This window comes from Agromyces sp. GQ35 (genome assembly GCF_059758475.1).
Window position 1 is genome coordinate 146,463 of sequence record NZ_JCAXEO010000003.1, and the last position, 22,161, is coordinate 168,623.

At 68.7% G+C, this 22,161-nt stretch carries 20 protein-coding genes; 14 read left to right on the plus strand and 6 right to left on the minus strand.

The features are described from left to right. The first annotated feature begins 126 nt into the window (after window positions 1-126). The 5 genes from AC6CH0_RS15815 (at window position 127) to AC6CH0_RS15835 (ending at window position 6,986) form a co-directional block, all read left to right on the plus strand. Window positions 127-1,056: an ABC transporter permease gene (locus AC6CH0_RS15815; protein WP_498102579.1), complete on the plus strand. Its 930-nt coding sequence runs from the start codon at window positions 127-129 to the stop codon at window positions 1,054-1,056. Then, window positions 1,046-1,999 (plus strand): ABC transporter permease, encoded by a 954-nt coding sequence (locus AC6CH0_RS15820; RefSeq protein WP_498102581.1) that lies wholly within the window; start codon window positions 1,046-1,048, stop codon window positions 1,997-1,999. The genes AC6CH0_RS15815 and AC6CH0_RS15820 overlap by 11 nt, the downstream gene beginning before the upstream one ends. Continuing rightward, window positions 1,996-3,765 (plus strand): dipeptide ABC transporter ATP-binding protein, encoded by a 1,770-nt coding sequence (locus tag AC6CH0_RS15825; protein ID WP_498102583.1) that lies wholly within the window; start codon window positions 1,996-1,998, stop codon window positions 3,763-3,765. Before AC6CH0_RS15820 ends, AC6CH0_RS15825 begins: the two co-directional genes overlap by 4 nt. Window positions 3,766-3,997: 232 nt before the next feature. Next, window positions 3,998-5,902, plus strand: coding sequence for a translational GTPase TypA (gene typA, locus AC6CH0_RS15830; protein ID WP_498102585.1), 1,905 nt, complete (start codon window positions 3,998-4,000; stop codon window positions 5,900-5,902). A gap of 382 nt (window positions 5,903-6,284) precedes the next feature. Continuing rightward, window positions 6,285-6,986 (plus strand): M23 family metallopeptidase, encoded by a 702-nt coding sequence (locus AC6CH0_RS15835; protein ID WP_498102587.1) that lies wholly within the window; start codon window positions 6,285-6,287, stop codon window positions 6,984-6,986. A gap of 27 nt (window positions 6,987-7,013) precedes the next feature. Here AC6CH0_RS15835 and AC6CH0_RS15840 read toward each other — a convergent pair whose 3' ends face one another. Next, entirely contained in the window at window positions 7,014-7,832 is an 819-nt protein-coding gene (locus AC6CH0_RS15840) for an enoyl-CoA hydratase-related protein (protein WP_498102589.1), read from the minus strand. A 154-nt stretch (window positions 7,833-7,986) separates the two neighbouring features. Between AC6CH0_RS15840 and AC6CH0_RS15845 the strand changes: the two genes are divergently transcribed. The 5 genes from AC6CH0_RS15845 to AC6CH0_RS15865 all read left to right on the plus strand — a co-directional run bounded on the left by AC6CH0_RS15845 (window position 7,987) and on the right by AC6CH0_RS15865 (window position 11,808). Continuing rightward, complete coding sequence (locus tag AC6CH0_RS15845; protein ID WP_498102591.1) at window positions 7,987-8,442, plus strand: hypothetical protein; 456 nt, start codon at window positions 7,987-7,989, stop codon at window positions 8,440-8,442. After that, complete coding sequence (locus AC6CH0_RS15850) at window positions 8,439-8,822, plus strand: hypothetical protein (RefSeq protein WP_498102593.1); 384 nt, start codon at window positions 8,439-8,441, stop codon at window positions 8,820-8,822. Before AC6CH0_RS15845 ends, AC6CH0_RS15850 begins: the two co-directional genes overlap by 4 nt. Before the next feature lie 38 nt (window positions 8,823-8,860). Next, window positions 8,861-9,181: a ferredoxin gene (fdxA, locus tag AC6CH0_RS15855; protein ID WP_498102595.1), complete on the plus strand. Its 321-nt coding sequence runs from the start codon at window positions 8,861-8,863 to the stop codon at window positions 9,179-9,181. 2 nt (window positions 9,182-9,183) lie between these two features. Beyond that, a complete protein-coding gene (gene dapC / locus AC6CH0_RS15860) occupies window positions 9,184-10,299 on the plus strand; it encodes a succinyldiaminopimelate transaminase (RefSeq protein WP_498102597.1) in 1,116 nt (371 codons plus the stop codon). A 183-nt stretch (window positions 10,300-10,482) separates the two neighbouring features. Then, window positions 10,483-11,808 (plus strand): citrate synthase, encoded by a 1,326-nt coding sequence (locus AC6CH0_RS15865; protein ID WP_498102599.1) that lies wholly within the window; start codon window positions 10,483-10,485, stop codon window positions 11,806-11,808. A 72-nt stretch (window positions 11,809-11,880) separates the two neighbouring features. Here AC6CH0_RS15865 and AC6CH0_RS15870 read toward each other — a convergent pair whose 3' ends face one another. Next, on the minus strand, window positions 11,881-14,463 hold the full coding sequence (locus tag AC6CH0_RS15870) for a penicillin acylase family protein (RefSeq protein WP_498102601.1): 2,583 nt from the start codon (window positions 14,461-14,463) through the stop codon (window positions 11,881-11,883). Window positions 14,464-14,578: 115 nt separating this feature from the next. Continuing rightward, window positions 14,579-15,535, minus strand: a complete 957-nt coding sequence (gene dapD, locus AC6CH0_RS15875) for a 2,3,4,5-tetrahydropyridine-2,6-dicarboxylate N-succinyltransferase (protein WP_498102603.1) — start codon at window positions 15,533-15,535, stop codon at window positions 14,579-14,581. Window positions 15,536-15,612: 77 nt separating this feature from the next. Between dapD and dapE the strand changes: the two genes are divergently transcribed. The 3 genes from dapE (at window position 15,613) to AC6CH0_RS15890 (ending at window position 18,274) form a co-directional block, all read left to right on the plus strand. Further along, window positions 15,613-16,713, plus strand: coding sequence for a succinyl-diaminopimelate desuccinylase (gene dapE, locus AC6CH0_RS15880; RefSeq protein ID WP_498102605.1), 1,101 nt, complete (start codon window positions 15,613-15,615; stop codon window positions 16,711-16,713). 17 nt (window positions 16,714-16,730) lie between these two features. Next, entirely contained in the window at window positions 16,731-17,960 is a 1,230-nt protein-coding gene (locus AC6CH0_RS15885; RefSeq protein ID WP_498102607.1) for a hypothetical protein, read from the plus strand. Between the two features lie 140 nt (window positions 17,961-18,100). Beyond that, the gene (locus AC6CH0_RS15890) at window positions 18,101-18,274 is read left to right on the plus strand and encodes a DUF3117 domain-containing protein (RefSeq protein WP_495353471.1); all 174 of its coding nucleotides are present in this window, start codon (window positions 18,101-18,103) and stop codon (window positions 18,272-18,274) included. A gap of 63 nt (window positions 18,275-18,337) precedes the next feature. Here AC6CH0_RS15890 and AC6CH0_RS15895 read toward each other — a convergent pair whose 3' ends face one another. Continuing rightward, window positions 18,338-19,339, minus strand: coding sequence for a zinc-binding dehydrogenase (locus AC6CH0_RS15895; RefSeq protein ID WP_498102609.1), 1,002 nt, complete (start codon window positions 19,337-19,339; stop codon window positions 18,338-18,340). A gap of 93 nt (window positions 19,340-19,432) precedes the next feature. Beyond that, a complete protein-coding gene (locus tag AC6CH0_RS15900; protein WP_498102611.1) occupies window positions 19,433-20,065 on the minus strand; it encodes an O-methyltransferase in 633 nt (210 codons plus the stop codon). A gap of 92 nt (window positions 20,066-20,157) precedes the next feature. On the opposite strand from AC6CH0_RS15900, the gene AC6CH0_RS15905 reads away from it, so the two are divergent. After that, window positions 20,158-20,553: a twin-arginine translocase TatA/TatE family subunit gene (locus tag AC6CH0_RS15905; protein ID WP_498103286.1), complete on the plus strand. Its 396-nt coding sequence runs from the start codon at window positions 20,158-20,160 to the stop codon at window positions 20,551-20,553. A 42-nt stretch (window positions 20,554-20,595) separates the two neighbouring features. Here the strand turns inward: AC6CH0_RS15905 and AC6CH0_RS15910 are convergent, their stop codons facing one another. After that, window positions 20,596-22,146, minus strand: a complete 1,551-nt coding sequence (locus AC6CH0_RS15910; protein WP_498102613.1) for a succinic semialdehyde dehydrogenase — start codon at window positions 22,144-22,146, stop codon at window positions 20,596-20,598. Window positions 22,147-22,161 lie beyond the last annotated feature (15 nt).

Consider the following 22,161-nt stretch of genomic DNA (forward strand, 5'->3'; position numbering starts at 1 on the left):
GGCTGCCGCCCCACTCCCACGTATCCATGGTGTTCGCCTGATCGGCGTAGCATCGTGGAATCGAACTCGCACAACGGTGAGGTTTCTTTCAACATGTCCACATACGCAGAACGCAGGGCCTGATCCATGGCCGGCTATATCCTGCGCCGACTCCTGCAGGCGATCCCTGTCCTGCTCGGCACCACGTTCCTGATCTATTTCATGGTCTTCGCCATGCCCGGCGACCCGATCGTCGCATTGTTCGGCGACAAGACTCCGCCCCCTCAGGTCATCGAAGCCCTGCGCGAGCGGTATCACCTCGACCAGCCGTTCATCGTCCAGTACTTCATCTTCCTCGGCAACATCTTCAGGGGTGACCTCGGCGTCTCGTTCTCGGGGCAGCCGGTCTCCGAGATCCTGATGGCCACCTTCCCCGTCACGCTCCGCCTCGCGGCGATGGCCGTGTTCTTCGAGATGGTCGCGGGCATCACTATCGGCCTCGTGTCGGGCCTCCGCAAGGGCGGCATCTTCGATGCCAGCGCGCTCGTCGTGAGCCTCATCCTGATCTCGCTGCCGATCTTCGTGCTGGCGTTCGTGATGCAGTGGTTCTTCGGCATCTATCTGGGGTGGTTCAGAACAACTGTGGGGCCCGGAGCCCCGACGGAAGACCTGATATTGCCGGCCATCGTGCTCGCGACGATCAGCTTCGCGCAGATCGTTCGACTGACGAGGGCGTCGGTCATCGAGACCGGAGGACAGGACTTCGTTCGCACCGCGGCGAGCAAGGGCCTTTCCCGCAACCGCATCGTCCCCGTGCACATCCTGCGCAACTCGCTCATTCCGGTCGTGACCTACCTCGCCGTCGACTTCGGCACGCTCATGGTCGGTGCGACCGTCACCGAGGGCATCTTCAACGTGCCGGGTGTCGGCCGCACGCTCTACCAGGCGATCATTCGCGGAGAGGGACCCACCGTCGTCTCCTTCGTGACGATCATGGTGCTGATCTACCTCGTGGTGAACCTGCTGGTGGATCTCCTGTACGCCGTTCTCGACCCGAGGATCCGTTATGCAAAGTAACACCAGACCAGACCAGCAGCACTTCGTCGCCCCGCTCGACGAAACCCCGCTCGTCGCGATCGACTCCGTCAAGGCCGAGGGCAAGCCCTCGAACCTCTGGACCGATGCGTGGAACGACGTTCGCAAGCGCCCGATGTTCTGGATCTCCTCAGTGCTGATCCTGCTCGTCGTCGTCGTCGCACTGTTCCCGGGCTGGTTCACCCAGACACCGCCGAACAACGACTGCCTCCTGGCGAACAGCAACGGCGGCCCGACCGACGGTCACCCGCTCGGCTTCACCAAGCAGGGCTGCGACATCTACTCGCGCATCATCCACGGCACGTCGACCTCACTGGCCGTCGGCATCATCGTCACGTCGCTCGTGGCGCTGCTCGGCATCGTCTTCGGTGCCTTCGCGGGCTTCTACGGCGGATGGCTCGACGCAGTACTCTCGCGCCTCGGCGACATCTTCTTCTCGATCCCCTACATCCTCGCGGCGGTCGTCATCATGTCGGTGCTCTCGGGGTACCGGAACGTGTGGGTGATCTCGCTCGCGATCGGATTGTTCGCATGGCCGGCCACGGCACGTGTGCTGCGAGCCGAGATCCTCAGGGTGAAGAACGCCGACTTCGTGATGGCATCGACGGCGCTCGGCGTCTCGCGATTCCGCATTCTGCTGCGTCACGTGCTGCCGAACTCGATCGCACCCGTCATCGTCATCACGACGATCTCGCTCGCATCGGCGATCGTCGCAGAGGCGACGCTGTCGTTCCTCGGTGTGGGACTGCCGACCAACATCATGTCGTGGGGCAACGACATCAGCCAGGCGCAGACCTCGCTGCGCACCGCGCCCCAGACGCTGATCCTCCCCTCGATCGCGCTGTCGGTCACCGTGCTGAGCTTCATCATGCTCGGCGAGGTCGTGCGCGACGCACTCGACCCGAAGGCGAGGGCACAGCGATGAGCGAGATTTCGAACGGATCGAACGTGCAGACAGAACGTGCCGAAGGCGCCGAACGGCCGCTGCTGGAGATCAAGGACCTCCAGGTCGGCTTCAACACCCAAGACGGGCTGGTCAAGGCCGTCGATGGCGTGAACATCACCCTCTACCGCGGGCAGAGCCTCGCCATCGTGGGGGAGTCGGGCTCGGGCAAGTCGACGACAGCGCACGCGATCATCAACCTGCTCCCCGGCACCGGGCACATCTCGGGCGGACAGATCCTCCTCGATGGCCAAGACCTCACGAAGGCCAGCAAGAAAGAGATGGAGGCCGTTCGCGGCCGCAAGATCGGGTTCGTTCCCCAAGACCCGATGTCGAACCTGAACCCCGTGTGGTCGATCGGCTTCCAGGTCGAAGAGGCGATTGCGGCCAACGGCATCGCGAGCGGCCGCAAGGCGGTCAAGAAGCGTGCGATCGAGGTGCTGAAAGAGGCCGGCCTCGGCGATGCCGATCGTCGCATGCGGCAGTTCCCGCACCAGTTCTCGGGCGGCATGCGGCAACGCGTGCTGATCGGCATGGGCCTGGCGGCCGACCCGCAGCTGCTCATCGCCGACGAGCCGACCTCGGCGCTCGATGTCACGGTGCAGCGGGTCATCCTCGACCACCTCGAGTCGCTGACGCGCGAACTCGGCACGACACTGCTGTTCATCACGCACGACCTCGGTCTCGCGGCCGAACGGGCAGAGCAGCTCGTGGTGATGTACAAGGGCAAGGTCGTCGAATCCGGCCCGTCGGTCGAGATCCTGCAGAATCCGCAGCACCCGTACACGCAGCGGCTCGTCGCAGCGGCACCGAGCCTCGCCTCGCGCCGCATCCAGGCGACGGGCTCGATCGCGGCGGCGGAGTCATCGATGCACGTGGGCGCGGCAGCCGCCGCGGGAGACGCGATCGACCTCATCGCCACGGCCGAGGCTCGCGCGGAAGCGCTCGCGGCGGCCCCTCCGGCTCCGCCGGCGATCGTGGTCGAAGACCTGACGAAGGTCTTCAAGATTCGCGGCTCCGGCGACTTCACGGCGGTCGACAAGGTCTCCTTCCAGATCGCGAAGGGCACCACCATGGCGCTCGTCGGCGAATCGGGCTCGGGCAAGTCGACCGTGGCGAAGATGTTGCTGAAGCTCGAAGACACCACGAGCGGCAAGATCGTCGTCGGCGGTCACGACCTCGCGAGCGTCTCCGGCAAGGAGCTCTTCAACCTCCGCAGCCGCATGCAGCCGGTCTTCCAAGACCCCTACGGTTCGCTGAACCCGTTGCGCAACATCGGCAACACGATCTCCGAGCCGCTGTTCACGCACAAGGTGGGCACGGTCGCCTCTCGTCGTGAGCGGGTCTACGAGCTGCTCGACCAGGTGTCGCTTCCGCGCACCCTCGTCAGCCGGTACCCGAACGAGCTCTCAGGCGGCCAGCGCCAGCGCATCGCGATTGCACGTGCGCTCGCGTTGAAGCCCGAGATCGTGGTGCTCGACGAGGCGGTGTCGGCGCTCGACGTGCTGGTGCAGGCGCAGATCCTGCGTCTGCTCGCCGACCTGCAGGCCGAACTCGACCTGACCTACCTCTTCATCACGCACGACCTGGCGGTCGTGCGAGTCATCGCCGACCATGTCTGCGTGATGCAACGAGGCAAGATCGTCGAGGCGTCGACCACCGATGAGGTGTTCGACAACCCGAAAGAGCAGTACACGAAGGATCTCCTCGCGGCGATCCCAGGTGCGAACATCGAGCTCGGCGCCTAGCGCGCAGAGCAGAACACGCGCGACGCGAGCGCCCGACATCCGACACTCGGATGGCGGGCGCTTGTGCGTTCTCAGCGTGCAGGGCGCGTAGCAGGGTACGCTAGAGGGGCGCACGCCGTCCTTGCGGCTTCCCGCGCTCCCCACAGACCTTCATCACAGCGCTTCCATGCTGTCCCCGTGCGTGCTCACGCCGCTCGGGCGGCGCGGCGGCCGGCACCCTCGAGGACCAACTATGGCCAACGCCACCCGCAATGACCTGCGCAACGTCGCGATCGTCGCACACGTCGACCACGGCAAGACCACGCTCGTCGACGCGATGCTCAACCAGACGCACTCGTTCGCCGAGCACGCCCACGTCGAAGAGCGGGCGATGGACTCCAATGAGCTCGAGCGCGAAAAAGGCATCACGATCCTCGCCAAGAACACGGCGATCTCGTACAAGGGCGTGCACGCCACCGACGGCCCGATCACGATCAACGTCATCGACACCCCGGGTCACGCCGACTTCGGCGGCGAGGTCGAGCGCGGCCTGTCGATGGTCGACGGCGTGGTGCTGCTCGTCGACTCGAGCGAGGGCCCGCTGCCGCAGACCCGCTTCGTACTGCGCAAGGCACTCGAGGCGCGCATGCCGGTGATCCTGCTCGTCAACAAGACCGATCGCCCCGACGCGCGCATCGACGAGGTCGTCGCCGAGAGCCAGGACCTACTGCTCGGCCTCGCCTCCGACCTGGCCGACGACGTGCCCGACCTCGACCTCGACGCGATCCTCGACGTTCCCGTCGTCTACGCCTCGGGGCGCAACGGCGCTGCGAGCCACAACAAGCCCGGCAACGGCGAGCTGCCCGACAACGACGATCTCGAGCCGCTCTTCGAGGCGATCCTGCAGCACATCCCGGCTCCCGTCTATGACGACGAGCACCCGCTGCAGGCCCACGTGACGAACCTCGACGCCTCGCCGTTCCTCGGCCGCCTCGCGCTGCTCCGAGTCTTCCACGGCACCATCAAGAAGGGCCAGACGGTCGCCTGGGTCAAGCACGACGGCTCCGTGCAGAACGTGCGCGTGACCGAGCTCTTCCTCACGAAGGCGCTCGACCGGTTCCCGGCCGAGAGTGCCGGGCCCGGCGACATCGCCGTGGTCGCCGGCTTCGAAGACATCATGATCGGCGACACGCTCGCCGATCCCGACGACGTGCGCCCCCTGCCGATCATCGCGGTCGACGAGCCCGCGATCTCGATGACGATCGGCACGAACACCTCGCCGCTCGTCGGCAAGGTCAAGGGCCACAAGCTCACCGCTCGCATGGTGAAAGACCGCCTCGACCGCGAACTCGTCGGCAACGTCTCGCTCAAGGTGCTCGACATCGGCCGGCCCGATGCGTGGGAGGTGCAGGGACGCGGCGAGCTCGCGCTCGCGATCCTCGTCGAGCAGATGCGCCGTGAAGGCTTCGAACTCACCGTCGGCAAGCCGCAGGTGGTCACGAAGCAGGTCGACGGCAAGACGCACGAGCCCTACGAGCACCTCACGATCGACGCGCCCGAAGAGTACCTCGGAGCGATCACGCAGCTGCTCGCCGCCCGCAAGGGTCGCATGGACAACATGTCGAACCACGGCACAGGCTGGGTGCGTATGGAGTTCATCGTGCCGAGCCGCGGCCTCATCGGGTTCCGTACCGAATTCATGACCACCACGCGCGGCACCGGCATCGCGAACGCGATCTCGCACGGCTACGACGCGTGGGCCGGCCAGATCGTCACGCGCAACAACGGTTCGATCGTCGCCGACCGCTCGGGTGTCGTCACCCCGTTCGCGATCATCGCCCTGCAGGAGCGCATGACGTTCTTCGTGAACCCGACCGAAGAGGTCTACGAGGGCATGGTCATCGGCGAGAACTCGCGCAACGACGACATGGACGTGAACATCACGAAGGAGAAGAAGCTGACCAACATGCGTCAGTCGACCTCCGACACGTTCGAGTCGATGACGCCTTCGCGTCAGCTCTCGCTCGAGGAGTGCCTCGAGTTCGCCCGCGAAGACGAGTGCGTCGAGGTCACGCCCGCTGCGGTGCGCATCCGCAAGGTCGAGCTCGACGCCACTGCCCGCGCTCGCAACACCTCGCGATTGAAGAAGCAGGGCTGATACTCGGCGAAGAGAGAACTGAGCGGATGTCGCGGGCGAGGGCTCGTGACATCCGCTCTGCTCGTCGCCGGAGAGCGCTCCCAGGAGAGCGCTCTCAGGGTTTTGCCAGATAACGGATGCATAACGGAGGACTCTCTCAGACTCGGTGCGTACGGTAGCTGAGATTGTCTCGACAGCCCCCGACGAGATCGTCTCGACTCCCCCTCGACCCGGATACGTAACGCACCACATGACTCTCCCCACGCACGGCCGTCGCGCGGCCGCCCCCCGTTCTGCCCGCCTCCGCCGCTCCACCACTCGTGATTCCGCAGCCCCCCGCGAGTTCGCGAACTCGACACCCCCGCAATCGGCGCAGCCCAGATCCACGCGAGGCGGACGCGCGGTGCGTCCGGCCTTCTCGCTCCTCGCGATGACCTTCGTCGGCGGCATGATGATCGCCGCGAACGTGCCGGCCACCGCGATCACCGCCACCGCCGTCGAGCCTCTCGCCTCCGTGTACGCGCCGGCCGAGGACACGGTGCACTACGAGCCGCAGACCGTCGAGGTCGGCAGCGACGGCGTCATGTCGACGCTCGCCGCCGAGCAGTACAACGTCGAAGCCGCACCTCCGCCCCTGCTCTCGCAGGTGGCGAGCGTCGGCAGCGTCTCGTTGATCGACACCGATGCCGTCGTCTGGCCCGTGCTGACACCCGACCGCCGCAGCTCCGGCTTCGGCCCGCGCTCGGCGCCCTGCGCAGGTTGCTCGACCAACCACGACGGTGTGGACTTCAACCCGGGCAACGGCACCCCGGTGATGTCGATCGCCGACGGCGTCGTCGTGCTCGCGACCGAGAACGGCGGCGGCCTCGGCGTCAACGTCGAGGTGCAGCACAACATCGGCGGTGAGCTCATCACGAGCTCCTACGGGCACATGCAGTTCGGTTCGCTCGGCGTCTCCGTGGGCGAGCGGGTCACCGCTGGCCAGCAGCTCGGCCTCGTCGGCTCGACCGGCCAGTCCACCGGCCCGCACCTGCACCTCGAGATGTTCGGAGTCGACGGCGTGCGGTTCGACGGGTTCGCCTGGCTCGCCGCGCGCATCGGCTGAGGTCGAGGTCGACGCCGGCCGTTCGCTTCAGGCGCCGGTGAAGCGCGGCTCTCGCTTCTCGATGAACGCCGCGACGCCCTCGCGCATGTCGTCGGTGCGGAACGCGTCGCCGAACCCTTCGACTTCGAGCTCGGTCGCACTCTCGGTGCGACGGCCTGCCGCGGCGACGAGCACTCGCTTGGCGATGGCGACCGCGGGAGCCGCGTTGGCGGCCACCTCGTCGAGCGTCGCACGGGCTCCGGCGAAGAGCGCCGCACGATCGGCGAAGGTGCGAGCGACGAGGCCCAGTGCGTTCGCCTCGGCCGCGTCGATGCGTCGTGCGGTGTAGATGAGCTCCTTCGCGCGCGCGAGACCGACCGCGCGGGGAAGACGCACGGTGCCGCCGAAGCCGGGCACGAGCCCCAGGTGCACCTCGGGCTGGCCGAAGCTCGAGGCTTCCGTCGCGTAGATGAAGTCGCACGCCAGGGCGAGCTCGAGCCCGCCGCCGAGTGCGAAGCCGTCGACGCAGGCGATGACCGGGGCCGCGAGTCCCTCGATCGCGGCGGCGACCCTGTGGCCGAGGCGCGCGGATTCCTCGCCCTGCTCGGGGGAGAAGTCGGCCATCGCACGGATGTCGGCGCCCGCCACGAACGCGCGGCCGCCGGCACCCGTGAGGATCACGCCGCGCACGGCACTGCCCTCTTCGGCGAGTGACTCGAAGACGCCGAGCAGCGAGCGGAGCAGGTCGGGAGAGAGGGCGTTCAGGGCCTTCGGGCGATCGATCGTCACGATGGCGATTCCGCCGTCGCGCTCGACGAGCACGTCGGGTGCGTTCGGCGCGGCTGCGGGTGGGGTGGTCTCGGCCATGGTCGATCCTCTCCGCACGGTCCGTCCCGTGTGTTCACGTCCACGGTACGCCATGGTCCACCAGCGTTCGGGTCGCTAGAATTCAGGCTGGGGACGCCATCGGCGCGCCGCGCCATGACCCCAGCATTCGACCACCGCACACGAGGAGCCGGCCATGCGACACTCCATCAGCCATCGTCGAGCGGTCACCGCCGCGGTGATCGCGGCGGTGGCCGCGACGTTGCTCTCCGGGTGCTTCCCGAATCCCGGCGACCTCGTCAACCAGGGCGTCGAAGACGCCATCGAAGACGCCACCGGCGGTGACGTGAGCCTGGGCGGCGAACTGCCCGCCGACTTCCCCGAATCGGTCGAACTGATCGAGGGCGAGATCGGCTTCGCCGCCGGCGGCGAAGCCGGTGGAACCTCCGGCTGGACCGTCATGATCACGTCGTCGGCGGCCGACCCGGTCGCCGAGGCGGCATCGAAGCTCGAAGCCGCAGGGTTCACGCAGGACACGAGCCTCGCAGGTCAAGACACCGGCGCCGTGGTGTATACCAACGGCGAGTACCTCGTGCTCGTCGCCGGTGAAGGCGAGACCGTGTCGTACACGGTCACCCCCCAGCCGAAATGACGCGCACCGGCAGTCGAATCGGCACCATCGTCATCTCGTTCCTGATCGGACTCGCGTTCGGCGCGCTCGCGACGGCGGGCCATCGATCGACTCTCCGCATCGGGGAGGTCGCGATTCCCTGGGGGCTGCTCGCCGCGCTCGTCGGGGTGGCTGCCCTGCTGCTCGGCATCCGCCTCGTCGCGGGCGGGAGGGCCGCTGCAGCCGCGGCGGGCGCCGGCATCGTCGTCGCCGTGGCCGTGCTCACGCTGCCCGGCCCCGGCGGGTCGGTGCTCATCGTCGGTGACGTGACCGGCACCGTGTGGTCGATCTCCCCGGCACTCATCGCGGTGCTCGTGGTCGCCTGGCCCAAGCTGCCGTCGGCGCGCCCGCGCGACGCCTAGACTGGACTTCCAGCCTTCCGAAGGGACAGCAAGCCACCGTGACCTATGTCATCGCCCTTCCGTGTGTCGACGTGAAAGACCGTGCGTGCATCGACGAGTGTCCGGTCGACTGCATCTACGAGGGTGAGCGTTCGCTCTACATCCACCCCGACGAGTGCGTCGACTGCGGCGCCTGCGAACCGGTCTGCCCGGTCGAGGCGATCTACTACGAAGACGACCTGCCCGAACTCTGGGCCGACTACTACAAGGCCAACGTCGAATTCTTCGACGACATCGGCTCGCCCGGCGGCGCCGCGAAGATCGGTGTCATCCCGAAGGATCACCCGGTGATCTCTGCGCTTCCGCCCCAGGTCCACTGAGCATGGCTCGCGGAGAGCTGCCCGACTACCCGTGGGACCTCATGGCGCCGTACCGGCAGCGTGCGGCGGCGCATCCGGGCGGCGTCGTCGATCTCTCGATCGGTTCACCGGTCGACTCGACGCCCGATCTGGTGCGCGAGGCGCTCGTGAATGCGACCGACGCCCACGCCTACCCGCAGACCACGGGCACCGATGAGCTGCGCGACGCGATCGTCGACTGGTTCGCCAGGCGCCGCGGCGTCACCGGCCTCACCGCCGCGAACGTGCTGCCGACGGTCGGCTCCAAAGAGCTCGTCGCCCTGTTGCCGTTCCTCCTCGGACTCGGCGAGGGCGATGTGGTCGTGCACCCGCGGGCGGCGTACCCGAGCTACGAGATGGGCGCCGTGCTCGTCGGAGCCACGGCGATGGCGTCCGACGACCCCGCCGAGTGGCCGGCCGCGACTCGGCTCGTCTGGCTCAACAGTCCCGGCAACCCCGACGGCAGGGTGCTCACGATCAGCGAGCTGCGTGCCGCTCGAGAGCGTGCGCTCGAACTCGGAGCGGTCATCGTCGGCGACGAGTGCTACGCCGAACTCGGCTGGGAGGGCGAGTGGGCCGAGACGCCGGTGCCGAGCCTGCTCGACCCGCACGTGGTCGGCGACGACCGGCACAACACCCTCGTCGCCTACTCCCTGTCGAAGCAGTCGAACATGGCCGGCTATCGAACCGCGTTCGTCGCCGGCTGCAGCACGGTGATCGGCCGACTCACCACGGTACGCAAGCACGCCGGACTCATGCTCGCGCAGCCGTTGCAGGCGGCGATGCTCGCCGCCCTCCGCGACGACGAGCACGTCGCCGCTCAGAAGGAGCGCTATCGCGCGCGGCGCACGGTGCTGAAGTCCGCGCTCGAGGTCGCGGGATTCCGGATCGACCGCAGTGAGGCGGGCCTCTACCTGTGGGCGACCGAGGGGCGCGATGCCTGGGACTCCATCGGGCGACTGGCCGACCTCGGCATCGTCGGCGGACCCGGCCACTTCTACGGGGTGCACCACCCCGAGCACATCCGGCTCTCGTTGACCGCGAACGACGAGCGCATCGCGGCCGCCGCCGAGCGTCTCAGCGCCGCTGCTGTGGCGTGACATCCGCTCGCTCGTCGTCGGATCGCGCCTGACGGTGGTGATCACCGCCAACGGAAGCTGTGATCTGTTGGCGGATGCGACAGTGTGCCCAGAGCCCGTCTAGGCTGTATTCGGGTTGCGGCCGACCTCACGGTCCCGACCGGAAAGCAGGTGACCGCGCAAGTGACGATCACAGGAGGCGCCGTGAACGACGTCGTGAAGAATGCGGCAGGGGAGACCCCCCAGGCCGAGACCCCCCAGACCGCCACCCTCAGCTTCGGCGGCACCACCGCCGAGTTCCCCGTCCACCGGTCGGCACAGGGCAACTCGAGCATCGACGTTTCGACGCTGACGCGCCAGACGGGCTTGACGGCGCTCGACTACGGCTTCGTGAACACCGCCTCGACGCGGTCGGCCATCACCTACATCGACGGCGAGCAGGGAATCCTCCGCTACCGCGGGTACCCGATCGAAGAGGTCGCGGCGAACTCGACGTTCCTCGAGGTCGCATGGCTCCTCATCTACGGCGAGCTGCCGACGGCCGACCAGCTCGGCGAGTTCGACGAGAAGATCCGTCGCCACACGCTGCTGCACGAAGACCTCAAGCGCTTCTTCTCCTCGCTGCCGCACACCGCCCACCCGATGGCGGTGCTCTCGAGCGCGGTCTCCGCGCTCTCGACCTACTACGAGGACTCGTCGGACTCGCACGACCCCGAACAGGTCGAACTGACGATGGTGCGACTGCTCGCGAAGCTTCCGGTGATCGCGGCCTACGCGCACAAGAAGTCGATCGGCCAGGCGTTCCTCTACCCCGACAACTCGCTCTCGTTCGTCGACAACTTCCTCAAGCTCAACTTCGGCAACATGGCCGAGCCGTTCGAGGTCGACCCGGTGCTCTCGACGGCGCTCGACCGGCTCCTGATTCTGCACGAGGACCACGAGCAGAACGCGTCGACATCGACCGTGCGTCTCGTCGGCTCGACCGGTGCGAACCTGTACGCCTCGATCTCCGCGGGTATCCATGCGTTGTCGGGGCCGCTGCACGGCGGAGCCAATGAGGCCGTGCTGCAGATGCTCGCCCGCATCCGCGACTCGGGCGAGGGTGTCGAGAAGTTCGTCGAGCGCGTGAAGAACAAAGAAGACGGGGTGAAGCTCATGGGCTTCGGGCACCGCGTCTACAAGAACTACGACCCGCGCGCCACGATCGTGAAGCAGTCGGCCGATGAGGTGCTCGCCGGGCTCGGCGTCGCCGACCCGCTGCTCGACATCGCGAAGGAGCTCGAGCAGTTCGCCCTGCAGGACGACTACTTCAAGGAGCGCCGGCTCTACCCGAACGTCGACTTCTACACGGGCGTCATCTACAAGGCCATGGGCTTCCCGACGCGCATGTTCACCGTGCTGTTCGCGATCGGTCGCCTGCCCGGATGGATGGCGCACTGGCGCGAGATGAACCTCGACCCGCAGACCAAGATCGGTCGGCCGCAGCAGCTGTACATCGGCGATGCGGAGCGGCACTACCCCTCGGTCTGAACGCCACTCGTCGAAACGCCGGTGCCGCCTTCGGGCGTTGCCGGCGTTTCGTCGTGCAGGAGCCCCGCCGCCTCACTCAGCCGGGACGAGGCGCAGGGTGTCCCGCGCGTTGGTCTCGATCGCCTCGGCGGTGAACGCCCAGTCGCGCAGCTCGCCGTGCTGCCAGAGCGGCGCCTGGTCGACGTAGTTCGGGTGGAACGCGTGACCGGAAGCACCCGTGAGGTTGATCCAGCGAGAAGCGTCTCGATCGGCGAGGTCGACGACCATGCGCATGGACGGCACCCAGTCGACGCCGTAGCCGACGCTGGCGTCCCAGCCGATCGCGTTCACGATCGATGAGCCGCCGCCGAGTTCGTAGGGTCCGCGATTGAAGAGCCATTCGATGGGGCCGATGCCCGACTCGCCGAAGCTCTGATTGGTGAGGGTGAGCGTGTGCAGGCGCCCCCACCGCCAGGAACCCGGATTCGACCCCATGCGGTCTTCGGCCTCGCTCCACGCGGCGCCGAGCGCACGCTCGATCATCGCGTCGCGGCCGGTGACATTCAGATCGCCGTTCGTCCACCAGGCCGAGTCGGGTTCGGCGAGCAGGGCGCCCACCACGCTGTACCACCGATCGCCGCCCTGCGGCCGCGCGGCATCGGGCAGCCCGCCGAACATGTCGTCGAGCAGTGTGCGCCAGAAGACGGCGAAGTAGGCTGCCTGCGCACTGTCGGCGTCGGCTCGGCCGTTCCAGCCGACGAGGAGATCGGCTCCCCGCGCGGCGTCACCGCCGAGGTCGAGGGACTCGATCACCGGCAGCAATGCCGCGGCATTCGCGTCGTTCGTGTCGAGCTGGATCTGCGCGATCGCCTCTGCCGTGAGTTTCTCGCCGGCCGCGGCCTGTTCGCCGATGAGACGTTCGATGGCTGCGGCTCGATAGCCGTAGTCCCAGTCTGCCGTGAGCATGGGGCCGTCGGGCCCGGCAGGGGGATTGTTGGCCGTGACGATGTAGCCCGCAGCGGGGTTCACCACCGATGGGAGCTGGTCGAACGCGACGCTGCCGGCCCACCCGTTCGCAGTCGTCCAGCCGGGTAGCGGCATCGTGCCGTCGCCCGAGAGACGAACCGGGATGCGGCCGGGCGCCTGGTACCCGATGTTGCCGGCGACGTCGGCGTAGACGAGGTTCTGGGCCGGCACGTCGAACATGGCGGCGGCGGCGCGGAACCCGTTCCAGTCCTGCGCGCGATCGAGCGCGAAGATCGCGCGCGCGGTGGTGCCCGGAGTGAGGGCTGTCCACTGCAGCGACACCTGATACTCGCCCTCGGGCTCGCCGGTCGCCGCGGGCAACCCTGCCGCGACGGCGGCGAAGTTCTCGCCGATGCCGGTCACGATCGGCCCCCGGGCCGTCGACCGCACGGTGATCGTGACGGGGTCCGCACCGGCGACAGTGATCGTCTCTTCGCGGATCGTGAGGGGCACGAGGGCGCCGTCGAGTTCGTACGCTTCGCCTTCGATGCGTTCGAGGTACAGGTCCGCGACATCCGGTCCGAGGTTCGTGAACCCCCACGCGATGTTCTGGTTCTGTCCGATGACGATGCCGGGCAACCCCGAGAACGAGTAGCCGGCGACGTCGAAGCCGCAGTCCGCGGTGATCTCGATGCAGTGCAGGCCCATCTGCGTCCAGATCGAGGGCATGGCAGGGCCGAGGTGCGGATCGTTGGCGAGCAGCGGGAGTCCCGATTCGGTGAGCGAACCCGACACGACCCACGAGTTCGAGCCGAGATCCCCGCCTTCGGGTCCGAGCAGCTCGGGCACACCGTCGATCGCGGTCCGAAGCGTCGTGAGCGCGGCGGCGTAGTCGGGCGGCAGCGCGGATGCCGCTGCGACATCCGTCTCGGTCGACTCGGCGGCGCTCGTGAGCGGTGCGACCGAGAGCGCCGCGGGTGCGGCGACGGCCCCCTCGCCGGTGATCGTCGGCATCTGCCCCCATGCGAATCCGGGGTGCAGGCGGGCGACCTCTTCGGGCGGCAGCACCGTCGAGAGGAGGGCGCGATCGATCTCGTCGCCGAGGTTCGAGCGCAGGTCCCACGCCATCGCCTTCAGCCACGCGATCGAATCGACTCCGGACCACGGCTCGGGGGAGTACCCGGGGTTCTGCAGGCCGAGCACGGCGTACTCGAGCGAGAGTTCAGCCCCGCTTCGCTCGGCGAGGTAGGCGTTCACGCCCTCGGCGTAGGCGTCGTAGTACGCCCTCGTCGGTTCGTCGAGCATGCCGTACTCCTGCTCGGCGATGCCGCGCCAGTCGAGCGTGCGGATGAACGCGTCGGTCTCGACCTGCGATTCGCCGAAGAGCTCGGCGAGACGGCCAGCGGTGACGTGCCGGCGGAAGTCCATCTCCCAGAATCGGTCCTGCGCGTGCACGTAGCCCTGGGCGAGGAACAGGTCGTGGTCGGTCTCGGCGTAGAGCTGGGGGATTCCGGCGTCGTCGCGATGCACCGTGGCCGTCGCGGCGAGGCCCGGAACCTCGATCGTGCCGTTCGTGGTCGGGAACGACCGGTGCACCGTCCACCATCCGAGCCCGGCAGCCACGACGGCGAGCACGAGCACGGTGATGAGCAGCCCGATGAGCAGGCTCACTCCCCGATGCCGACGGGTTCTCGGTGCGTCGGTACCCACGCCACTCCTTCGTGATGCGCAAGACGAGGGCCGCCCCGCGGCGGCCAGGAGACCAACTGTAGCCGAGACGGTGGGCGCGGGACAGCGGGAGCGAAGCCGGGCGGACTCCTGGGTGCTATGCGTGCAGCGCCGCGTTCAGCTGCACGCCCTCGCCCGTGCGGGAGAGGGCTTCGACCTGCCCGTTCAGCGAGTTGCGCCGGAACAGGAGGTTCGGCACGCCCGAGAGCACGACTGCTTTCACCGTGCTCGGTCGCTCACCCGCGGCGCCGAGCAGCACGACCTTCGTGCCGGCGGTGACGTAGAGGCCGGCCTCGACGACACTGTCGTCGCCGATCGAGATGCCGATGCCGGAGTTGGCACCGAGCAGTGCGCGCTCGCCGATCGCGACGCGCTGGGTGCCGCCGCCCGAGAGGGTGCCCATGATCGAAGCCCCGCCGCCGATGTCGGAGCCGTCGCCGACGACGACGCCCTGCGAGATGCGGCCCTCGACCATCGAGGCGCCGAGCGTGCCGGCGTTGAAGTTCACGAAGCCCTCGTGCATCACCGTCGTGCCCGGTGCCAGATGCGCCCCGAGGCGCACGCGCGCGGCATCGGCGATGCGCACTCTCTCGGGCGTGACGTAATCGAGAAGGCGCGGGAACTTGTCGATGCCCGTCGCGTGGATGCCGGCGCGCTGGAGTGCAGGGCGCAGGCGGTCGAAGTCGGCCGGATGCACCGGGCCCGCGTTGGTCCAGACGACGGCGGGCAGGTGACCGAAGACGCCGTCGAGGTTCACCGTGTTCGGCTCGACGAGCAGGTGCGAGAGCAGGTGGAGGCGGAGGTACGCGTCGCTCGTGCCTGCGGGAGGGGCATCGAGGTCGATCGTGAGGTCGACGGCGTCGACCGTGACGTTTCGGCGCTCGTCTCGGCCGGTGAGGGCGAGATGCTCGGCGGCGATCGCCTCGGCGTTCGTGTCGCCGAGCGCCGGCGCCGGGAACCACGTGTCGAGCACGGTGCCGTCGGCGGCGATCGTGGCGAGTCCTGCCCCGCGGGCGAGGCGGGGCGAGCTGGGGGCGACGTCGTTCTCGGGCATGTGCTCCAGCGTATCGAGCCGCGGGCGGCTGTGACGTGGTGCGTCGCGGCATCCGGGGCGTTCGTAGACTGGGACCCATGCCTTCGACCGCGACCGCTCCGCCGCTCGACCTCTCCGCCGACTCCGTCGCCATCACCCGTGCGATCTGCGACGTGCCGAGCGAATCCGGCGATGAGACGCTGCTCGCCGACCTCGTGGTCGACGCGCTCGCCGGAGCATCCCACCTCGAGATCATCCGCGACGGCGACACGGTCGTGGCTCGCACGAACCTCGGTCGCGACCGCCGTGTCGCGATCGCCGGTCACCTCGACACGGTGCCGATCAACGACAACCTGCCGACGCGGTTCGAGACGATCGACGGGGTCGACTTCCTCTGGGGCCGCGGCACTGTCGACATGAAGGCGGGCGTCGCGGTGCAGCTGAAGCTCGCGCTCGAGCTCACCGAGCCCATCGTCGACCTCACCTGGATGTGGTACGACAACGAAGAGGTCGCGGCGGCGCTGAACGGGCTCGGCAGGCTCTCCCGCAACCGGCCCGAGCTCTTCGAGGCCGACTTCGCGATTCTCGGCGAACCCTCCAACGGTCAGGTCGAGGGCGGTTGCAACGGCACGCTGCGGGCCGAGGTGCGGGCGCGAGGGCTCAGAGCCCATTCCGCACGCAGCTGGGTCGGCGAGAACGCGATCCACAAGCTCGCTCCCGCACTCGCGAAGCTCGCGGCGTACGAGGCCGAGACCGTGACGGTCGACGGGCTCGCCTACCGTGAAGGGCTGAACGCCGTGCGGGTCGGCGGCGGCATCGCGGGCAACGTCATTCCCGACGACGCCGTGCTCGACGTCAACTACCGGTTCGCGCCGAGTCGCAGCGTCGCCGAGGCATCCGCGCTCGTGATCGAGTTCTTCGACGGCTTCGAGGTCACGATCGTCGACAGCTCCGAGGGTGCCCGGCCGGGTCTCGACGATCCACTCGCGCAGGAATTCGTGCGCGCCGTCGGAGCCGAAGCGCGCCCCAAGTACGGCTGGACGGATGTCGCGCGCTTCAGCGCACTCGGCGTGCCGGCCGTCAACTTCGGGCCGGGCGACCCGCTGAAGGCCCACGCCGACGACGAGCGCGTCGCCGTCGAGCAGATCCACTCGACCGAGCGGGCGTTGCGCGCCTGGCTGTCGGGCACCGCCGGCTGACGCGGAGGCACGGCACCGTGACCGTCGCGACCGCCGAGCGGGAGCCCGACCCGTTCCGGGCGACCCGCCGATCGCCGCGGGTGCGCTGGCGCCTCGCACCGTGGTGGGCGAAGGTCGTCGTCATCTTCCTCGGGGCCCGGGCGATCACCACGCTGATGGTGCTCTGCCTCGCGAGCGTGCAGGGGGCGAACCCGTGGACCGGCGCTCGCCCCGGGTACTTCGAATACGCCAATCTCTGGGACGCGCGGTGGTACCAGATCATCTGGCTCGGCGGCTACCCGCGCGAACTCCCGCTCACCGAGGCCGGCCAGGTCGCCGAGAACGCGTGGGCGTTCCTGCCCGTCTATCCGATGCTCGTCGGTGTCGTGACGTGGTTCGGCGTGCCGTGGAACGCGGCATCCGTCGTCGTGGCGCTCGTCGCAGGGCTCGGTGCCGCGCTCGTGACGCACCGGCTGATGAGCCGATTCCTCGAGCCCGACCGCGCGCTCTTCGCCGTCGTGCTCTTCGCGGTGGCACCGGTGTCGCCGATCATGCAGTTCGGCTACGCCGAGTCGCTCGGGCTGCTCTGGCTCGCGCTCGCACTGCTCCTGCTCGTCGATCGGCGCTACGGATGGCTCGTGCCCGTGATCTCCGTGTGGGCCTTCACCCGGCCCGGGGCGCTCGCGTTCGCACTCACCCTCGGCCTGCACTGGGCGTGGCGCTGGTGGACGCGCAAGCGGGAGCCGTTCCCGATGCGGGAGCGCGTGCTCGCGGCATCCGTCACCGTCTTCGCCGGTCTCGCCGGTCTCGCGTGGCCCGGCGTCGTGTGGGCGGTGACCGGGGACCTGCACGGGTACACGGCCACCGAGCTCGCCTGGCGATCGGCGTACATCGGCTACCAGGAGCTCGTGCCGTTCACGGCCTGGTTCCAGTCGGGGGACTGGTGGCTGCACCAGCCGCTCGGCACGATCGTCGTGGTCGCGCTCATCGCCGGCTTCGCCATCACGCTCTTCCTGCCGGCGGTGCGACGCCTCGGCGTCGACCTCCGGCTGTGGCTCGCGAGCTACGCGCTGTACCTCCTCGCGGTGTTCTTCCCGCAGTCGAGCACGTTCCGTCTGCTCGCGCCGATGTTCCCTCTCGTCGGCGCGCTGGCGGCGCCGCGGGCGGCATGGTACCGCTGGGGCGTGGTAGCGCTTTCCCTCGTGCTCCAATTGGGTTGGCTGCTCATCGCATGGGGCGTCGACGGGCGCGACTGGACGCCGCCCTGATCGGAGCACGAATCCGTGAGGCGACGGCGACGTTCCTCGTGCCCGCTGCCTTCCGACACGTTGTCCACAGACTCGCGGCGATTTCCCAGCACCGCCTGTGATGGCAGATAATGGAAGCTCAGCCACGAAAGGGGAGCTCTATGGCGGCCATGAAGCCACGCACCGGAGACGGGCCTATGGAGGCTGTGAAGGAGGGTCGGCTCATCATCGTTCGAGTTCCGCTCGAAGGTGGGGGGCGCCTCGTCGTCTCGGTGAACGACGCTGAGGCCAAGGAGCTGCACGACGTGCTCGGCGGCGTCGTGAAGCCCGCCTGAGTCACATCACTCCCGAATCGAGCCCCGAGACTCTCGGGGCTCGATCCGTTTGCAGGCGTGGCGTCAGACGAGGATGACCTTTCCCGTCGTCCGGCGCTCCTCGAGCTCGCGATGCGCTCGTGCGGCGTCGGCCAGCGGCACGCGGTGCGTCAGCACCCGCCACGTGCCGGCGGACGCGAGTGCGAGCGCGCGCTCCTGGTACTGACGCATGTCGCCGACCTTCGGCGCACCCGGCCCGACCACCGGTCGCACCTCGATGCCGGCGGCGGCCGCGCGTTCGGGTTCGGCGAGCGGGTTCGCGGAGCCCGATGCCCAGCCGAAGACGACGAGCCGGCCGCCGGGAGCCAGCAGCGCGGTGGCTGCTGCACCGAGGTCTCCGCCGATGCCGTCGAGCGCGATCGTCGCCCCGTGCCCGTTCGGACCGAAGGCGCTCCGAGCTGCCGACTCCCACCCGCTCGCGCGGTAGTCGATGATCGTCAGTCGCTCCGTGGCGGGAGCGACGGACTCGAGTGCGCGCACCTTCTCCGGCCCGCCGGCGAGGGCGACGACTCGTGCCCCCGCCAACAGGGCCGCCTGCACGAACAGTGAACCGAGACCGCCCGCGGCGGCCGTCACGACGACGATGTCGTCGTCGTGGAGCGCGGCGATCTCGAGCGTGTACGCCGCCATGCGGCCGGTGCCGATCATCGCGACGGCGTCGGCTTCGTCGAGCTCGTCGGGCACCGGATGCAACGCCTCCACCGGCGCCACGGCGAGACGCGCGTACCCACCGCCGGAGACCGTCGCGCCGAGGTGGGCGGCGACGCGGCGTCCGGTCCACGCAGGGTCCACGTCGTCGCCGACCCCGATGACCGTGCCGCCGACTTCACGGCCCGGGATCGTCGGCAGTGCGGGCAGGCCCAGGGGTCCGCCCGCTTCACCGCGGCGCAGTGTCGTGTCGAGCAGGTGCACGCCATGTGCGCGAACCTCGATCAGCACCTGGCCGAGGCCGGGAACGGGGTCGGGAACGTGATCGAGGACGAGGTTCTCGGGTGGGCCGAAGGTGTGCAGACGAATAGCTTCCATGGAGGGAGTCTGCAACTTCAAGTCTGCTTGACGTCAAGCCGACGGGAATCGTGGATGCGAATGCGAGACGGAGGCGCCGTCGGCTCGGTGCAGCTAGACGCCGAGCTTGACGATCTGCAGCAGCCCGTCGCCGGCCGGAGTGATCGCCGTCGCCACGGCGGTCGAGGCCGAGAGCTCGGTGATGAGTGTGCGGTAGGCACTCGCCGACTCGTCGCGGCGGGCCGGGTCGGCCACACGGCCCTTCCAGAGTGCGCGGGCGACGAGCACGATGCCGCCGGGCTTGGCGAGACGCAGGCCATGCTCGGCGTACTCGATGACCGATGGTGCATCGGCGTCGATGAAGACGATGTCGTACGAGCTCTCGTTCATGCGCGGCAGCACCTCGCTGGCACGCCCCGCGATCAGGCGCACGCGCGCTGCCGCGATGCCCGCGTCGGCGAAGTGCTGACGGGCGTGCTGCTGGTACTCGGTCTCGGTGTCGATCGAGGTGAGCAGTGCACGGCGGGCCGCTTGCAGCATCCAGAGGCCGGACACCCCGACACCGGTGCCCACCTCGATGATCGACTCGGCGCGCGATGCCGCAGCGAGCACGCCGAGTTGTGCGCCGACGGCAGGCGAGACCGGTTCGACACCGAGCTCGAGCGATTGCTGTCGGGCTTTGGCGATCGGCTCGGTCATCGCGACCGAGTCGTCGACGTACTTCCAGTTCAGGTCGTGATCGGACACGTGGCGGCTCCCAGATGGATCTCTCTCAACGCTCAGCCTAGAGCGCGGGCGACGTGGCGTTCGAACGCCTCGCCGCCCACTATCCTGTAGGGGTGTTCGGTCTGACGTTCGAGAAGCTCCTCCTCATCGGGGTGATCGCTGTCTTCCTGCTCGGACCCGAGCGCCTGCCGCACTACGCCGCGCAACTGGGTCGCTTCGTGCGATCGATGCGCGACATGGCCAACGGTGCGAAAGACCGAATGCGCAACGAGATGGGCCCTGACTTCGACGACGTCGACTGGAAGAAGCTCGATCCGCGTCAGTACGATCCGCGGCGCATCATTCGCGAGGCGCTCGTCGATGTCGACCCCTTCGCCGACGAACCAGCAGCGGCGCCCGTGGTTGCGCGGGCGTCGGTCAACGAGAACTCGGCCTACCTCCAACGCAAGCGCAAGCGTGAGGCGCTCGGCGCCGACGAGCCGGCGCCGTTCGACTCCGAAGCGACCTGACCTCGTTCGGCGCTGCATCGCGTCGGCCACGTGCGGTCGGTTTCAGCGCAGGCGCACGGCCTTCATCGCGTGGGCCAGTAGCACGAGGAGCGGAGCCTGCCGCTCGTACTCGGCCGCCGTGCGCGGCAACTGCAGCAGCCCGGTCGCCGACGAGATCGTGACCGGCTCGACGAAGCGCAGCAGGCCGAGCTCGCCGTTGCGCCGGCCGAGGCCCGACTGCTTGACGCCGCCCATCGGTGCGGCGACCGAGGCGAAGGAGCCGCGATAGCCCTCGTTGATGTTGACGCTGCCGGCCTCGAGGGCATCGGCGACCCGTCGTGCCCGGCTCGTCGAACCGGTGAAGACGGCCGCGTTCAAGCCGTAGTCGCTCGCATTCGCGGCGAGTACGGCCTCCTCGTCGCTGCCGACGAGGTAAAGGGAGGCGATCGCCCCGAAGGTCTCCTCGGCGAAGACCTGCATCTCGGGGGTGACCCCGGTGAGCACGGTCGGCTCGAAGAACCACGGGCCGATGTCGGGCCGGTGCTTCCCTCCGACGAGCACGGTCGCGCCCTTGGCGACCGCGTCGTCGAGATGCGCCTGCACACGTGCGAGCTGTGCGGCACTCGCGAGCGATCCGTAGTCGGCGTCGAATTCGAGCTCCGAGCCGAGCTTCGGCGCGCGCAACCGTTCGACGAGGGCACGCTGGAACGCGCCGGCGACCTTCTGGTGCACGTAGATGCGTTCGATGGAGACGCACAGCTGGCCCATCGCCGAGAATGCCGCATGACTCGCGTTCGCCGCGGCCGTTTCGGGGTCGACGTCGTCGAGCACGATGAGCGCATTCTTGCCGCCGAGTTCGAGCGAGGCGCCGACGAGTCGACGACCGGCCTTCTCGGCGATCATTCGGCCGGTCGCCGTCGAGCCCGTGAAGCAGATGTAGTCGACGACATCGGTGAGCGCTTCGCCGACCTCGGCGGCGGGACCCGCGACGACCGCCCACAACGCCTCGGGCACTCCGGCGTCGACGAACGCCCGGCGTAGCGCCAGGATCGAGAGGGCCCCCTGGTCGTCGGCCTTCTGCACGACGCCGCAACCGGCGGCGAGGGCCGGCACCACGTCCATCGCGGCGAGGCTCAGCGCGAAGTTCCACGGCGTGATGACCCCGGCCACGCCCTTCGGACGGAAGCGCACGCGGCTCGTCGCAACCGTCGGCAGGCCGGAGCGCACGGGCCGACCGCGCAGCACCCGCTGGGCGGAGAGTGCGTTGTACCGAGTCACCGACGCCGCCTCGAAGATCTCTTCGAAGGCCTGTCCGCGGGTCTTTCCGCTCTCGAGCTGGATGAGGTCGAGCAGCAGTTCGCGCCGCTCGAGGATGAGGTCGTGCGCGCGCAACAGCACCCTGCGTCGCTCGGCGAAGCCGGCACGCGCCCAGGCGAGTTGGGCGAGGCGTGCGCGGCCGACCGCGTCGAGCACATCGGCAGCGCTCGAACGGGGCAGTTCGTGCAGGGTTTCGCCGGTCGACGGAGTCGGCACGGAGACGGTCTCCGAGCCCGACGCGACGACATCGTCGGTGAGGCTCTCGAACAGTTCGGAGGAGGCGGTGGGGGCGCGCATGGCCACAGTCTAGGT

Bases quoted from the DNA above. Each gene is read 5' to 3' on its own strand.
- dapD (WP_498102603.1), bottom strand. From the start codon at position 15,535: ATGCCCGAGAACGACGTCGCCCCCAGCTCGCCCCGCCTCGCCCGCGGG.
- AC6CH0_RS15850 (WP_498102593.1), top strand. From the start codon at position 8,439: ATGACGCGCACCGGCAGTCGAATCGGCACCATCGTCATCTCGTTCCTG.
- AC6CH0_RS15890 (WP_495353471.1), top strand. From the start codon at position 18,101: ATGGCGGCCATGAAGCCACGCACCGGAGACGGGCCTATGGAGGCTGTG.
- AC6CH0_RS15895 (WP_498102609.1), bottom strand. From the start codon at position 19,339: ATGGAAGCTATTCGTCTGCACACCTTCGGCCCACCCGAGAACCTCGTC.
- typA (WP_498102585.1), top strand. From the start codon at position 3,998: ATGGCCAACGCCACCCGCAATGACCTGCGCAACGTCGCGATCGTCGCA.
- AC6CH0_RS15825 (WP_498102583.1), top strand. From the start codon at position 1,996: ATGAGCGAGATTTCGAACGGATCGAACGTGCAGACAGAACGTGCCGAA.
- AC6CH0_RS15910 (WP_498102613.1), bottom strand. From the start codon at position 22,146: ATGCGCGCCCCCACCGCCTCCTCCGAACTGTTCGAGAGCCTCACCGAC.
- dapE (WP_498102605.1), top strand. From the start codon at position 15,613: ATGCCTTCGACCGCGACCGCTCCGCCGCTCGACCTCTCCGCCGACTCC.
- AC6CH0_RS15845 (WP_498102591.1), top strand. From the start codon at position 7,987: ATGCGACACTCCATCAGCCATCGTCGAGCGGTCACCGCCGCGGTGATC.
- AC6CH0_RS15820 (WP_498102581.1), top strand. From the start codon at position 1,046: ATGCAAAGTAACACCAGACCAGACCAGCAGCACTTCGTCGCCCCGCTC.
- AC6CH0_RS15840 (WP_498102589.1), bottom strand. From the start codon at position 7,832: ATGGCCGAGACCACCCCACCCGCAGCCGCGCCGAACGCACCCGACGTG.
- dapC (WP_498102597.1), top strand. From the start codon at position 9,184: ATGGCTCGCGGAGAGCTGCCCGACTACCCGTGGGACCTCATGGCGCCG.
- AC6CH0_RS15815 (WP_498102579.1), top strand. From the start codon at position 127: ATGGCCGGCTATATCCTGCGCCGACTCCTGCAGGCGATCCCTGTCCTG.